The following is a 15,395-nucleotide window of genomic DNA, read 5'->3' on the forward strand; positions in this document are numbered from 1 at the left end:
ATACTTATTCCTCCTGTTGAACGCGAAAAGCGAGAGAGGTACATAGCCTTTCTCGCTGATCAATTTTTAATTAATTTGTGAGTTGCTTCTTTATTCTGCTGCTTCTGTATCAGCAGTGTCGTCAGAAGCTTCCTCAGAAGTGCTATCGTCAGATGCTTCGCCGATTGCTACATAATCGTCCGGGACTTCAACTCCAAGCTCTTCACAGATATCTTTGTTATATTCCTTGGTGAAGTTTGGTGCATATTCAATTGGCATCTGAGAGATATCTTCTCCGTCTTTCAGGATTTTTACAGCCATTTTACCAGTTGTAGCACCAAGGTCATAATAGTTAATAGAAAGAGTAGCAACACCGCATCCAGCACAAATTCCCTCTTCTCCTGTGATTACAGGAACTTTTGCAGGAAGACAGATATTGTTAATGATTTCTGTGTTGGAAGCAACGGTATTATCTGTAGGAACGTAAATAACATCGCTGTCATTAGCTGCTGTTGTTGTAACAGAAGACAGGTCATTTGAATCGGAGAAAGCATAGTATTCGCATGTATATCCAAGTTCCTCCAATGCAGCTTTTACAGTATCAACCTGATACTGGGAATTTGCTTCTGCTGAACAATAGAGAAGCCCCACTTTCTTTGCATCAGGGAAAAGCTCCTGGAGCATGGCTGCCTGCTCATCCAGCGGAGCAAGATCAGAAGTACCGGAAATATTTCCACCTACTGTACCGTCAAAGTCCTTTAAATCCAAAGCAACACCATATTCTGTAACTGCTGTACCAAGAATAGGGATATCACTGGTTCCTGCAGCTGCTGCCTGAAGAGATGCGGTAGCGTTTGCGAGGATCAGATCCTCGTTATTGGATACAAAACTGTTGATGATAGTAGAACAGGTATTGGAATCACCCTGAGCATTCTGCTCATCAAAGGTAACTGCGTCTTCACCCAGTTCTTTTACAATTTCATCCTTAAATCCCTGAGTTGCTGCATCCAGTGCTTCATGCTGTACAAGCTGACAGATACCGATTGTATATTTGTCCCCATCTGCAGCACTGGCTGTAACTGCGCAGGTTCCCATTGCCATAACAGCAGCAAGCGTAATTGTTAATGCTTTTCTTTTCATATATTATAACCTCCTAAATAATAATCACTTTAAAGTAGTTGATTTTTAAAGTATAACGCTTTAAAGCGAAAAAGTCAAGATGATTTATAAATAATTTCACAGGAGGGATTTTGTGTCATATATTAAAGTGAAAAGTTATTTATGATAAAAGTCAGAAAGGTTATTGGCTATGGCATATTCAATCATGCTGGATGCTGGCCATGGAGGCCAGGATCCGGGAGCGGTATATAAAGGAAGACAGGAAAAGGATGACAATCTGAAACTTGCACTTGCTGTAGGAAAAATTCTGGAAAGTAATGGAATTAATGTGTTATATACTAGAACCACAGATGTTTATCAGACTCCTTTTGAAAAGGCCCAGCTGGCAAATCAGGCGAAGGTGGATTATTTTATTTCATTTCATCGTAACAGCAGTTCAGGTGAGGATAAGTACACAGGTGTGGAGGTCCTGGTTTATGATAAAAGTGGAATCAAATATCAGATGGCAGAAAACATTCTGGGGGCTCTGGGGGAAATTGGTTTCAGGGAAATCGGAGTAAAAGAGCGACCGGGACTTGTTGTGCTTAGAAAAACCAGGATGCCGGCTCTTCTTATTGAAATAGGATTTATCAATTCTGAAAAAGATAATCAGTTGTTTGATAATAAGTTTGCCGAAATCGCACAAAGTATTGCAGATGCAATTTTGGGAACCTTAGATAAAGAAATAATAGAAGAACCTTTATATTATCGGGTACAGACTGGTGCCTTCCGGAACAGAAAAAATGCAGACCGTATGTTATATCAATTGCTGGATAAGGGATATCCGTCATTCCTGCTTCATGAAAACGGGCTATTTAAGGTGCAGACCGGTGCTTATCGTCAGTTGGGAAATGCAGTCCGTATGGAACAGAGATTGCGGGAAGACGGGTATCATACAGTGATTGTGACGAGATAAAGTAAGTGTGCGGAAACATAAAAAGCTAAAGACAAGACTTTGATAATATGATAGAATCTATACCAGGTTAGAAAGACAAAAATATCTTTTGATCCTGGTATAGACAAATGAAACTATGAAAGAAGAATAGAATAATTATGATAAAAGATACATACCCACAATTTCTGGCTGATGTGGAAGAATTTATTTTTGTTGAAAATATACCACAGAAAGCAGATATTATTTTTGTACCTGGAAACGGGTATCCTCAGATGGCAGAAAGGGCAGCACAGCTTTATAAACAGGGACTGGCAGATTTTGTTTTGCCCAGTGGCCGATATAGTGTGGTAAATCAGAAATTTTCAGGTGTTATGGCAAAACAGGATGTTTATAATGGAAATTATGAAACGGAATGGGAGTTTCTTCAACAGGTTCTGATTAAAAATGGTGTGCCGTCAGAATGTATTTTGAAAGAAGATATGGCTACCTTTACTTATGAAAATGCTATTTTTTCCAGACAGGTTACAGATAAGGCGGGACTTAAGATAAAAAAAGCCATTTTGTGCTGTAAATCTTATCATAGCAGAAGGTCACTGATGTATTATCAACTGTTATTTCCAGATACTGAATTCTTTGTAGTACCTGTGGATGCAGATGGGATTACAAGGGAAAACTGGAGAAAAACAGAGGAAGGGATAGAGGCAGTTACAGGAGAAATAAACAGAATTATGAAACAGTTTTCGTTGATGCTTGCATAAAAAGGGCTCTGGCAAATGCCAGAGCCTAAAATATTCAGAAAAATAGGTATTTAGTCTTGTTCACTGTTAGCATTCTCTGACTTTTCGGGAAGCCAGATATGAACAAGTTCAATTCTGTTTTTGTCAAGAAGATCAACAACCAGACGGGTTCCGTTTTCCAGAGTGACGGATTGACCCTCAGAGGGGAGACAGTCCAGCTGTTCAATGATATATCCACCGATGGAATCATAATCTTCGGATTCTAGCTGTGTTCCCAAAGCCTCATTAATATCATCAAGCTTTGCGGAGCCCTGAACTACATATTCCCTGCCAGGCTGAATTTCTTTGATATCTTCAACCTCATCTTCATCGTATTCATCACGGATTTCGCCTACGATTTCTTCCAGAAGGTCTTCCAGTGTGACCAGACCGGTAGTGGCACCGTATTCATCCAGGACAATAGCAAGATTTACGGATGCTTTCCGCATTTCAATCATAAGATCGGCAGTTGCCTTATATTCGTAAGTAAAATAAGGTTCGCGGAGAATCTTTCGTATGGAAAATGTCTGATCCTTTGGATAAACAAGGAGGTCTTTCATGTTAATGATTCCGATTACATTATCCGTATTATCTTCATAAACAGGAAAGCGTGTATGCATGACTTCTCGGAATATTTCCATAAGTTCTTCATAAGTAGAGTCTACATTGACAAAAGTCATATCTATACGTGGAATCATTACATCTCTGGCTGCAGAATCTCCAAAATCAAAAACATTATAAATCATCTTTTTTTCTTCGTTTTCGATCACACCCTCTTCCTGACCTACGTTGACAAGGGTGCGGAGTTCATGTTCGGTCATTACATTTACCCGTGTATTGGGATCAATATGAAGAAGAGCCAACACACCGGAGGTTATTTTTGTAATAATAAATGCGGCTGGTGTGAGAAGGACAATCAGGAAATATATAATCCGTGAGTAGGAGAGTGCCAGCTTCTCTGCATGGATTGTGGCCAGATTCTTTGGGGTGATCTCTCCGAAGATCAGAATTAACAGTGTCAGGATTCCGGTGGCAATCCCTACATATGCATTTCCGAAAAGCTGAATAGTGAGTGTGGTCATCAAGGCAGAAACGGACATATTTACAATATTGTTGCCGATAAGGATTGTGCTGAGCATTTTGGGAGAATTGGAAATGATTTTCTCCAGGATTATAGCTCGTTTATCTCCTTGAGAGGCAAGAGATTGTACCCTTATCTTATTGACAGTAGTCATGGCGGTTTCTGCAGAAGAAAAGAATGCAGAAAGTAAAATAAGGATAATAACTGCAGTTAATTGGAAAATAGTACTTGAATCCAAAGTGGTGTCACTCCTTCTTATATTTTAGACATTATGTGTTTGACAGAAAATATACCGTATTTTTTATGGAAAATCAAGAATAAAAATAGAAAAGGGGGTGTTTAAAAAGATGAATTTGTGCTATAATGCATTCGACAAAAAGCGAAAAAAATAATGTTACAGATTCTTTACAAAAGAATAAAGATTTGATAATATAAAAACGTACGATATCATCGTGTTATATAAAATTGATAAATACAAATAGATTTGTTTAAGAATACAGAGGTGCAAAATGTCTAATAGAAATAAAAAAATGAAAAAGAATTACATGTTAACCGGAAAAAAAGCAGGATTTCTCGCTGTTGCAGCTATGTCTGCAGTATTAGTGGGAGGACAGGTTTCGGCAGGTGCGGCTTCAGCCGGTGCTGCACAGGAGGCTTCTGTTTCCAATATGATTCCGGATAATATTACCATAGACAAACCGGTTCAGTTGGCAGATATCAGTCTTCCGGGAAATGAATATGGTTCTCTGGAGTGGTTGGATGGAAGCTATGTTCCCTCCAATCGTGTAGAATCCTGTAAGGTGATTCTGAAGCCGGCAGAGGGACGTGATCTGAGCCAGGTACAGGGCTGGGATTCAGAAGCTGGCGGAGTGATAGGATATATTAATGTGATTGTCAATGACCCGGAAGAAGATGGGGACGATGTGAAGGATAACAGTGCAGACAATCAGACGGAGCCCACAGTGACACCTGAAAATATTCAGCCAACGCAGAAGCCGGATTCAGAGACTGATAAAGAAGATAATAAAAACAATAACAAAAAAGAAGAAGATCAGAAACAGGATAAAGAGGAACTTAAAGACGGCCAGAAAGATGAAGTACCACCGTCAGAAACACCGGATACAGAACTTTCAGTAACTCCGGAACCGGGAAAATCAGAAGCTCCGGACAAAGAGGGAGAAGAACCGGAAGAGGAAACAGAAAAATCAGAAGAAATAGAGGGAGAACTGGAGCCTGAGGAAACTCCGGCAGAAGATGAAAAAACAGAGGATAATATTTTTGATAATCCTGTGAAACCGGATCAGGAGGACGACCGTCCTGCAGAGGCTGAAGAGAATCTTACTGAAGAAGAAAAAGAAGCGCGTGCTCAGGTGAACCATACCTGTGACGGAATTACGGTAAGTGGTATTGATCTGCCCTGGTATGTGCAATTCAGAGTTTCCAGCGGGGACAGCTACCAGTTTACAAATGAAACAGATGCAATGATTTTTCAATCCTTTGAGTTTGAACTTTGGGATTTGCAGAATAATACGGAGTATGAGATTCCCAATGGAGAGTATATCAGTGTGACAGTACCGGTGAAGGCAGGATATGAGTATACCATTGAGCATTTGCTGGACAATGGGGCTACAGAATCAATTATTCCTACTGTGGAAAATAATACTATGGTATTTAGTACCCATTCTTTCAGTCCCTTTGGCATTGCAGGAAGCAAGCAGCTGGTTGGACCTGATGACAGTGACAATGCAGAGGTTACGCCTGTTGCTGATTCTACAGTGACTGTTACACCATCTGCACAGAAAACAGAAACTTCTGCGCAGAATTCTGATAATGCAGGAGCGGTCAGTGAGAATTCCAATGGCAATGCCGCATCTGATGAAAAACAGGCAGACAGCAACTCTTCCAAATCTGATCATGCGGTAGAGACAGGTGATACAACAACAATCATGCCCTTTGTGGTGCTGATTGCGGCAGCGGCGGTTATTATTGGTGCAGTTGTTTTCCTGAAAAAGAAAAAGAAATAAGCAGAATATCATAAGAAATCTCCTCATAATATTTTATAGAGCTTTAAAAAAGAAATCTGTAAAATATATTCGTAAAGTTGGGGGAAGCTTATGAAGATGAGAAATATTTTGAGTTCACTGTTATTTGCATATGCGCTTACAGGTGTGGGGTTATTACTGTTGGCTTTTTTTCTATATGTTTTTAAACTGGGAGAGACAGCTGTAGATGTGGGTATTATTTTGATTTGCATTTTCGTTTGCTTCATGGGCGGACTTATGACCGGAGGATTCTTGCGGGAAAACAGAGTTTTCTGGGGAATGCTCACAGGTTTGGCATATTTTCTTTTGCTTCTCATTGTTTCTTTTGCAGTAAAACGACGTTTGGATATGAGAGCTGTTCATGCCGTGACCACTTTTTGCATGTGTATTGGGGGCGGAACTCTGGGAGGAATGCTGTCGTAAAAAAAAGCTTTCATAATTTATAAAATTATGGTATACTATGCCAAGAATATAATTACATAAGGAGGATAGAGTGATGGAACATATCAAAACCCTGAATACAAAGAATTTACAGAACACAGTAAAAAAAGGTGGATGCGGTGAGTGTCAGACTTCCTGCCAGTCCGCATGTAAAACTTCCTGTACAGTAGGAAACCAGAGCTGCGAGCATAAATAAGATCAGCTGTGGATACAGAGAACCTGCCACCGGCAGCTTCTCTTATATGCTGTGGCATAAAAGAGATAAGCAGCGGAGTAGATTACTTCGCTGCTTATCTTACGCTTAGAAAGGATTTAGTTAGAAATGAGTCTGATTCATCGTTACAAAAGCAATGGCTTTAATATTGTTCTGGATATAAACAGCGGATGCATTCATCTTGTAGATGATGTTACATATGAAGTACTGCCTTATCTGGAGGAAGGACTTTCATCAGATGCTATTGTTGAGAAACTAGGAGACCAGTATAAAAAAGAAGATATTGAGACATCCGTAAAAGAGTGTAATAAGCTGAAGGAAGATGGAATGCTTTTTACCCGGGATGTCTATGAAAATGCAATTGAAGAATTTTCTAATAACCGGCAGACCGTTGTAAAAGCATTGTGCCTGCACATTGCTCATGACTGCAACCTGGCCTGTCGTTATTGTTTTGCCGAGGAAGGGGAATATCACGGAAGAAGAGCACTGATGTCCTTTGAAATTGGTAAGAAAGCTTTGGACTTCCTTATTGCCAATTCAGGCTCCAGGAGAAACCTGGAAGTGGATTTCTTTGGCGGAGAGCCGCTGATGAACTGGCAGGTTGTAAAAGACCTTGTAAAATATGGCCGTGAGCAGGAGAAAATACATAACAAGAATTTCCGTTTTACCCTTACTACCAATGGCGTATTACTGAATGATGAAATTATGGAATTTTGCAATAAAGAGATGGCGAATGTGGTACTTAGCGTGGACGGGCGTAAGGAAGTTCATGATTATATGCGTCCTTTCCGTAAAGGCGCGGGAAGCTATGATCTCATTATCCCGAAATTTCAGAAATTTGCCGAGTCCCGTAACCAGGAGAAGTATTATGTGAGAGGTACCTTTACTCATCATAATCTGGATTTTTCAAAGGATGTGCTTCATCTGGCAGATCTTGGGTTTGAACAGATTTCTGTGGAACCTGTAGTTGCGGCAGATACAGAGGAATATGCAATCCGTGAGGAGGATATTCCACAGATCATGGCTGAATATGATGCACTGGCAAAAGAAATGATCAGGAGAGAAAAAGAAGGAAAAGGCTTTAACTTTTTCCATTTTATGATTGATCTTACCGGTGGTCCCTGCGTTTATAAGAGACTTTCAGGCTGCGGATCAGGTACTGAATATCTGGCAGTAACTCCTTGGGGAGATCTTTATCCCTGTCATCAGTTTGTGGGAGAAGAAGAATATCTTATGGGAAATGTGGATGAGGGTATTACAAAACCGGAAATCCAGAAAGAATTTGGCGGCTGCAATGTTTATACAAAAAAGGATTGTAAAGACTGCTTTGCACGTTTTTACTGTAGTGGCGGATGTGCTGCTAATGCTTATCATTTCCAGGGAGACATCAAAGGTAATTATGCAATCGGATGCGAGCTCCAGAGAAAACGTGTGGAGTGCGCTATCATGATAAAAGCTGCCCTGGCATGTGAGTGATCAGATGACAGCCTAAATAAATCAAGAAGGGAAAAGAACTATGAAAAAAAGTAGAGGAATCGTAGTGCTGCTTCTTACAGTGATTCTGACAGTGTTCTTTTGCTTTACTGCAGCCGTAGGTATCGGTCCTACCGGAACCGGCGCAGCAAAACATATTAACACAGGTCTGGATCTTTCTGGTGGCGTCAGCATTACCTATCAGACCAAGAAGAGCAATCCTACCAAAGAGGAAATGTCAGATACTAAATATAAGCTTCAGAAACGTGTAGAACAGTACAGTACAGAAGCACAGGTATATCAGGAAGGCACTGACAGAATCACTGTTGAAATTCCTGGCGTAACAGATGCAGATGCAATTCTGAATGACCTGGGTAAACCCGGATCATTATATTTCATCACACAGGAGGATGCAGACGGCAATCAGAACTTTACCACAGGACAGAATGGTTATGTGCTTGCAAGAAGCATGGATGAGATCAAGGAATCCGGCAGTGTTGTTCTGGAAGGTAGTGATGTAGCCGACGCAGAGGGTGGAGCTATTCAGAATCAGAGTACCAGTGCCAAGGAATATGTAGTCAGCCTGACACTTACTTCTGACGGTAAGAACAGTGGAAAAGAAAAATTCTCTGAGGCAACCAAAGAAAACGTAGGCAAACAGATTGCTATTATTTATGATAATCAGGTTGTAAGTGCTCCAAATGTAAATGAGCAGATTTCCGGTGGAAAAGCACAGATCAGTGGTATGAAGGACTTGGAGGAGGCACAGAATCTTGCTTCTTATATCCGTATCGGTTCTCTTAGCCTTGAACTTGAGGAACTCCGTTCCAGCGTGGTAGCTGCACAGCTTGGTGAGGAAGCAATTTCTACCAGTGTTATAGCAGGTGCTATAGGACTTATAATCGTAATTCTGTTTATGATTATTGCATATCGTGTTCCGGGTATTGTTGCAGGGATTGCATTGATTCTTTATACAGTCCTGATGCTGATCACGCTGAATGCTTTTGACATTACCCTGACGCTTCCGGGTATTGCAGGTATTATTCTGGGTATTGGTATGGCTGTAGACGCCAACGTTATTATTTATGCCAGAATCCGAGAGGAAATCGGTGCAGGTGTTTCTGTGCGGAGTGCTATCAAGGCTGGCTTCAGCAAAGCTTTTTCAGCTATCTTTGATGGAAATATTACAACATTGATCGCAGCTTTTGTATTAATGTGGCTGGGCTCAGGTACAGTTAAGGGATTTGCTTATACCCTGGCACTTGGTATTGTTATTTCAATGTTCACATCCCTGGTTGTATCCAGACTGATCGTGAACGCACTGTATGCAGTGGGTATACATGATCCTAAGTTCTATGGAAACACAAAAGAGCGTAAAGCAATTAATTTTGTGGGAAAAAGAAAGGTATTTTTTATTGTTTCTATTATCCTGATTCTGAGTGGTCCTGCTGCAATGCTGATCAATTCTCAGGCAGGCAATAAAGCATTGAATTATAGCCTTGAGTTTTCAGGCGGTACTTCAACGACGGTTACATTTAATGAAGACATGGATATTAAAACCATTGATTCAGAGGTGACTCCGGTTGTTGAAGAAGTGACCGGTGACAAGAATGTACAGCCTACTAAGGTTGTGGGAACGAATCAGGTAGTGATCAAAACACGTTCCCTGACTCAGGAAGAACGTGAAGCTTTACAGAATGCCCTGGTTGAAAAATTTGGAGTGGATGAGAATACTATTTCCACAGAGAGCATTTCCTCTACAGTAAGTAAAGAGATGCGTCAGGATGCAATCGTAGCTGTGATTGTTGCAACAATCTGCATGCTTCTTTATATCTGGTTCAGATTTAAGGATATTTGTTTTGCCAGCAGCGCAGTTCTTGCCCTTCTCCATGACGTTCTGGTGGTACTTGCGTTCTATGCCATTGCCAGAATATCTGTAGGTAATACGTTTATTGCCTGCATGCTGACGATTGTAGGTTATTCTATCAATGCGACTATTGTTATCTTTGACCGTATCCGTGAAAATATGCATGGAAGCCGTAGAATTGATAATATTGAAGAGGTTGTTAATTCAAGTATTACCCAGACACTGACCAGAAGTATTTACACTTCCTTTACTACCTTTGTTATGGTAGCAGTTCTTTATATCATGGGTGTTTCTTCTATCCGTGAATTTGCTGCGCCGTTGATGGTTGGTATTCTGGTAGGTGCTTATTCTTCTGTTTGCGTAACCGGAGCTCTGTGGCTGGTAATGAAGAAGAATATTAAAAGAAAAGGTCAGCCGGCTGTTACAATGACAGCTACAGGAAAAACTTCCGGTACATCCTCTGTTCAGAAGAAAGCAAGAGATGTATCCCAGAAAGATCCTGCTCAGCCGAAAAAGAAAAACAGAAAAAGAGTAGCTGAGCGTCTGGCTGCACAGGAAGCAGCTCAGAATAAGACTGAGGATGAGAAATAAAAAATGAATCAATAATAAGAAGACTGTTGAGCATGAGCAGCTGCCGTAAAAAGCTGCTTATGACAACAGTCTTTTTTATTATGTAAAATAATAGATGCACGTGACAGAATCTTTTTTGTGCGGTAGAATAGGATGAGATTATGATGAAAACAGGAGATACAAAATGGAAAAATGGGTTGTGGCTGCGAAAAGGGCGGATTTTAATTCTATAGGACAGGAATTTGAAATTGATCCGGTAATTGCCAGACTGATCAGAAATCGTGATGTGACAGGACGAGATAATATCCGAATGTATTTAAAAGGGGAAATAGAGGATATTCCCTCTCCCTGGCTTATGAAAGATATGAAAAAAGCAGTGAAAATTATAAAAGAGAAAGTATCTGAGAAAGCAAAGATAAGGATTATTGGAGATTATGATATTGATGGTGTGATGTCTACATATGTCCTGTTAAGAGGACTAATAAGAATTGGTGCAGATGTAGACACATATATTCCGGACAGAGTGGCAGACGGCTATGGTATTCATGAGCATCTGATTAATAGGGCGGAAGAGGATAAAGTTGATACGATTCTGACCTGTGACAATGGAATAGCAGCAGTTTATGAGATTCAGCTTGCAAAAGAAAAAGGCATGACGGTAATTGTGACAGATCATCATGAAATACCTTATAAAGAGACGGAAAATGGACGGGAAATTATTCTTCCGCCTGCAGATGCTATTTTGAATCCTAAGCAGCAGGATTGCCCATATCCAGGCAAAAATCTGTGCGGAGCAGTAGTTGCTTTTAAGCTGATTTCTGCTCTTTATGAAGAATTTGGTGTTCCCGGGGAGGAACTGGAGGATTTTTATGAACTGGCGGCTATCGCGACAGTGGGAGATGTTATGGACCTTCAGGGAGAAAACCGGATTCTGGTTAAAGAAGGACTGAAACGTCTAAAAAATACCAGAAATCCAGGATTACGGGAATTGATAAGAGTCAATGGTCTGGAGGATTCAAAAATTACAGCCTATCATGTGGGGTTTGTCCTGGGTCCCTGTATTAATGCAAGTGGAAGGCTGGATACAGCTGCCCGCTCGCTGGCATTGCTGAATGCTGAAAACCAGGACGAGGCTGCAAAGTTGGCCGGAGACTTGACTGCGCTGAATCAGAGCCGGAAATCTCTGACGGAGGAAGGAAAAGAAGCGGCGATCCATCAGGTGGAAAATACAGATTTGAAGGATGACAGAGTTCTGGTAATCTATCTTCCGGATTGCCACGAAAGCATTGCCGGAATAATCGCCGGTAGAATCAGAGAAAAATATCATAAACCGACTTTTGTGCTGACGAAGGGAGAAAACAGTGCCAAGGGAAGCGGGCGGTCTATTGAGGCTTATTCCATGTATGAGGAACTTGTCAGATGCGCAGATCTGCTGATCCAGTTTGGGGGGCATCCTATGGCTGCGGGGCTTTCCATAGAAGAAAAAAATATAGAAAAATTCCGCAGAAGACTGAATCAGAACTGTTCACTTACAAAAGAAGATTTACAACCTAAAATTGTAATTGATGTGCCTATGCCAATTTCTTACATCACTAAAAACCTGATCAGACAGATCGCCCTTCTGGAACCCTTTGGAAAAGGGAATACAAAACCATTGTTTGCTCAGAAAGGCTTAAAGGTTCTGGACGCGGTTGTGGTAGGACGAAACAGAAATGTGGCGAAGGTCAGACTGATGGATCCTCAGGGGACGGTGATGGATGGAGTCTATTTTGGGGAAGCAGATGAATTTGTACGTTTTATCAAAGACCGGTCATCTATTTCTGTTACTTATTATCCGGAAATCAATCAGTTCAGAGGAAGAGAAGATATTCAGATTGTCATTCAGAATTATTGCTAGCGCAGTTTTTTTCAAAGGATTGATTCTGCAATGAAAAGATGCTATACTATAAATTATTTATGAGTTTACATTGTAAATTTCTGGAGGAAAATTAAGATGAAAAAAATTGAAGAGTACGTTAGAAGTATACCGGATTTCCCGGAACCGGGAATTATTTTCAGAGATATCACAAGTGTTCTGCAGGATGCAGAGGGACTTCAACTTGCAATTAATTCCATGCAGGAATTCCTGAAAGATGTGGATGTGGATGTGATCGCAGGAACAGAATCCAGAGGTTTTATTTTTGGTGTGCCTATTGCGTATAATCTTCATAAACCATTTGTACCTATTCGTAAAAAAGGTAAACTTCCTTGTGAGACTGTATCTGCAAGTTATGATCTTGAATATGGCAGCGCCACCATTGAAATGCATAAGGATTCCATTAAACCTGGACAGAAAGTGGCAATTGTGGATGATCTGATTGCTACAGGCGGAACTATTGAAGCTGCCATAAAGCTTGTAGAGGAGCTGGGTGGCGAAGTTGTAAAAGTGATATTCCTTATGGAGCTGGCCGGTTTACATGGACGGGAAAGACTTAAGGGATATGATGTAGAATCCGTGATTTGTTATGAAGGCAAATAAGCACAGCTGGTTGTGCGGGACAGGCAGGTGATACAGATGGCAGAGACAATAAAAAATACAGAAGAAAAAAAAGATGGTATACAGACAGAACAGGAGAAGCTTGAATCTGTAAAGAGGGCAGATGCTGCTGTAAAATCCATGCATGATTTTACAAGTCCGGAAGTACTGTACAGAGAGCTGATAAACAGTGTGCTGAAGTATCATCCTTCCACTGATATTTCTATGATAGAAAAAGCTTATAAGGTTGCCAGTGAGGCTCACAAAGATCAGAAACGTAAGTCTGGGGAACCTTATATTATCCATCCGTTATGTGTGGCGATTATCCTGGCGGATCTGGAGTTGGATAAAGAAACCATTGTTGCAGGTCTTCTCCATGATGCAGTGGAGGATACATGGATGACTTATGAGGAGGTTGAAAAGGAATTTGGCTCAGAGGTGGCACTTCTGGTTGATGGTGTTACCAAGCTGGGACAGTTGTCCTATTCTGCAGATAAGGTAGAAGTACAGGCAGAGAACCTTCGTAAAATGTTTCTGGCCATGGCTAAGGATATACGTGTGATTCTTATCAAGCTTGCGGACCGTCTCCATAATATGCGTACGCTTCAGTATATGAGACCGGAGAAGCAGCAGGAGAAAGCCAGAGAGACCATGGATATTTATGCGCCCATCGCCATGCGTCTTGGTATTTCCAAGATCAAGGTAGAGCTGGATGATCTTTCTCTCAAATATCTGAAGCCGGATGTTTATTATGATCTGGTAAAAAAGGTTGCTCTGCGAAAGAGTGAGAGGGAAAAGTTTGTTGGTGCTATTGTAAAAGAAGTCAAACAACATATGGAAGATGCGAACATTAAGGCTCAGGTAGATGGTCGTGTAAAGCATTTCTTCAGTATATATAAAAAGATGGTCAATCAGGACAAAACCATTGATCAGATATATGATTTGTTTGCAGTCCGTATTCTGGTGGATACAGTTAAGGACTGCTATGCGGCTTTAGGTGTGATTCATGAAATGTATAAGCCGATCCCCGGCAGGTTTAAAGACTATATTGCAATGCCAAAGCCAAATATGTATCAGTCTTTACACACTACACTGATCGGTCCCAACGGTCAGCCTTTTGAAATCCAGATCCGTACCTTTGAGATGCATAAGACTGCAGAATACGGTATTGCAGCTCACTGGAAATATAAAGAATCTTCTGATGGAAAAGCGCCTGTCGGCAAGAGCGAGGAGGAAAAGCTGAACTGGCTGAGACAGATCCTGGAGTGGCAGAGAGATATGTCTGATAATAAGGAATTTATGAGTCTTCTGAAGAATGACCTGGATCTTTTTGCAGACAATGTATATTGCTTTACTCCGTTAGGAGATGTGAAAACTCTGCCAAGTGGTTCCACACCTGTAGATTTTGCCTACAGTGTTCATAGTGCAGTAGGTAATAAAATGGTAGGTGCCAGGGTGAATGGTAAACTGGTTCCTATTGAATATCAGATCAAGAATGGTGACCGTATTGAGATTATTACTTCACAGAATTCCCAGGGACCCAGCCGTGACTGGCTGAAACTGGTCAAGAGTACTCAGGCGAAAAACAAGATTAATCAGTGGTTCAAAAAGGAACTGAAGGAAGATAATATCATGAAGGGTAAGGAGATGCTTACCCAGTATGCAAAAGCCAAGGGATTTAAAATTACTTCTTATACAAAAACGCAATATCTTGAGGCAGTGATGCGTAAATATGGATTTCGTGACTGGGATTCTGTGTTGGCGGCTATTGGTCATGGCGGCTTGAAGGAAGGCCAGGTTTTCAATAAACTGGTAGAAGCTTATGATAAGGAGAACAAGAAGAATCTTACAGATGAGCAGGTCCTTGAAGCTACTGAAGGACAGGAAAAGCTTCATATTGCCAAGAGCAAGAGCGGCATTGTGGTGAAGGGAATTCATGATGTGGCAGTTCGTTTTTCCAAGTGCTGTAATCCTATTCCGGGAGATGAGATTGTTGGATTTGTTACCAGAGGACGCGGAATCACTATTCACCGTACAGATTGTGTAAATGTATTGAACATGTCAGAGATTGACCGTACACGGCTGATTGAGGCAGAATGGCAGCAGCCTGATGTGAAAGCAGTGGAGAAATATACGGCTGGAATCCAGGTTTATGCAAATAACCGAACAGGTCTGTTGGTGGATCTGTCAAAGATCTTTACAGAACGCAAGATTGATCTTCGCAGTATTAACAGCCGGACCAATAAGCAGGAGAAGGCAACGATTTCCATGAGCTTTGAAATTTCCAGCAAAGAGGAACTGAGATCCCTTATTGAGAAAATCCGTCAGGTGGAAAGCGTTATTGATGTAGAGAGAACTACCGGTTGATTTGGTTATGAACGAGT

Annotated in this window: 12 protein-coding genes; 10 read left to right on the top strand and 2 right to left on the bottom strand. The window is 41.0% G+C overall.

The features are described 5' to 3' along the window. Nucleotides 1-90 precede the first annotated feature (90 nt). Nucleotides 91-1,119, bottom strand: coding sequence for an ABC transporter substrate-binding protein (locus tag H8Z82_RS09825; RefSeq protein ID WP_186995013.1), 1,029 nt, complete (start codon nt 1,117-1,119; stop codon nt 91-93). A gap of 169 nt (nt 1,120-1,288) precedes the next feature. Here H8Z82_RS09825 and H8Z82_RS09830 point away from each other — a divergent pair, with 169 nt between their 5' ends. Both H8Z82_RS09830 and H8Z82_RS09835 read left to right on the top strand, forming a co-directional pair. Then, complete coding sequence (locus H8Z82_RS09830; protein WP_186995014.1) at nt 1,289-2,053, top strand: N-acetylmuramoyl-L-alanine amidase; 765 nt, start codon at nt 1,289-1,291, stop codon at nt 2,051-2,053. 137 nt (nt 2,054-2,190) lie between these two features. Next, the gene (locus tag H8Z82_RS09835) at nt 2,191-2,790 is read left to right on the top strand and encodes a YdcF family protein (protein ID WP_186995015.1); all 600 of its coding nucleotides are present in this window, start codon (nt 2,191-2,193) and stop codon (nt 2,788-2,790) included. A 50-nt stretch (nt 2,791-2,840) separates the two neighbouring features. Here H8Z82_RS09835 and H8Z82_RS09840 read toward each other — a convergent pair whose 3' ends face one another. Continuing rightward, nucleotides 2,841-4,127, bottom strand: coding sequence for an HlyC/CorC family transporter (locus H8Z82_RS09840; RefSeq protein ID WP_186995016.1), 1,287 nt, complete (start codon nt 4,125-4,127; stop codon nt 2,841-2,843). Between the two features lie 292 nt (nt 4,128-4,419). Here H8Z82_RS09840 and H8Z82_RS09845 point away from each other — a divergent pair, with 292 nt between their 5' ends. From H8Z82_RS09845 to H8Z82_RS09880, 8 genes are all read left to right on the top strand, one after another. Then, on the top strand, nt 4,420-5,913 hold the full coding sequence (locus tag H8Z82_RS09845; RefSeq protein ID WP_243176439.1) for a hypothetical protein: 1,494 nt from the start codon (nt 4,420-4,422) through the stop codon (nt 5,911-5,913). Nucleotides 5,914-6,003: 90 nt separating this feature from the next. Further along, complete coding sequence (locus tag H8Z82_RS09850) at nt 6,004-6,354, top strand: TIGR04086 family membrane protein (protein ID WP_186995018.1); 351 nt, start codon at nt 6,004-6,006, stop codon at nt 6,352-6,354. A gap of 73 nt (nt 6,355-6,427) precedes the next feature. After that, nucleotides 6,428-6,568: a six-cysteine ranthipeptide SCIFF gene (gene scfA / locus H8Z82_RS09855; RefSeq protein WP_015524633.1), complete on the top strand. Its 141-nt coding sequence runs from the start codon at nt 6,428-6,430 to the stop codon at nt 6,566-6,568. 126 nt (nt 6,569-6,694) lie between these two features. Further along, on the top strand, nt 6,695-8,062 hold the full coding sequence (scfB, locus tag H8Z82_RS09860; RefSeq protein WP_019162136.1) for a thioether cross-link-forming SCIFF peptide maturase: 1,368 nt from the start codon (nt 6,695-6,697) through the stop codon (nt 8,060-8,062). 40 nt (nt 8,063-8,102) lie between these two features. After that, complete coding sequence (gene secD, locus H8Z82_RS09865) at nt 8,103-10,517, top strand: protein translocase subunit SecD (protein ID WP_186995019.1); 2,415 nt, start codon at nt 8,103-8,105, stop codon at nt 10,515-10,517. Nucleotides 10,518-10,680: 163 nt separating this feature from the next. Next, complete coding sequence (recJ, locus tag H8Z82_RS09870) at nt 10,681-12,393, top strand: single-stranded-DNA-specific exonuclease RecJ (protein ID WP_186995020.1); 1,713 nt, start codon at nt 10,681-10,683, stop codon at nt 12,391-12,393. A gap of 96 nt (nt 12,394-12,489) precedes the next feature. After that, nucleotides 12,490-13,014 (top strand): adenine phosphoribosyltransferase, encoded by a 525-nt coding sequence (locus H8Z82_RS09875; protein WP_019162133.1) that lies wholly within the window; start codon nt 12,490-12,492, stop codon nt 13,012-13,014. 36 nt (nt 13,015-13,050) lie between these two features. Then, nucleotides 13,051-15,378: a RelA/SpoT family protein gene (locus H8Z82_RS09880; RefSeq protein ID WP_186995021.1), complete on the top strand. Its 2,328-nt coding sequence runs from the start codon at nt 13,051-13,053 to the stop codon at nt 15,376-15,378. Nucleotides 15,379-15,395: the final 17 nt, after the last annotated feature.

This window comes from Blautia difficilis (genome assembly GCF_014297245.1).
Lineage (GTDB): Bacteria > Bacillota > Clostridia > Lachnospirales > Lachnospiraceae > Blautia_A > Blautia_A difficilis.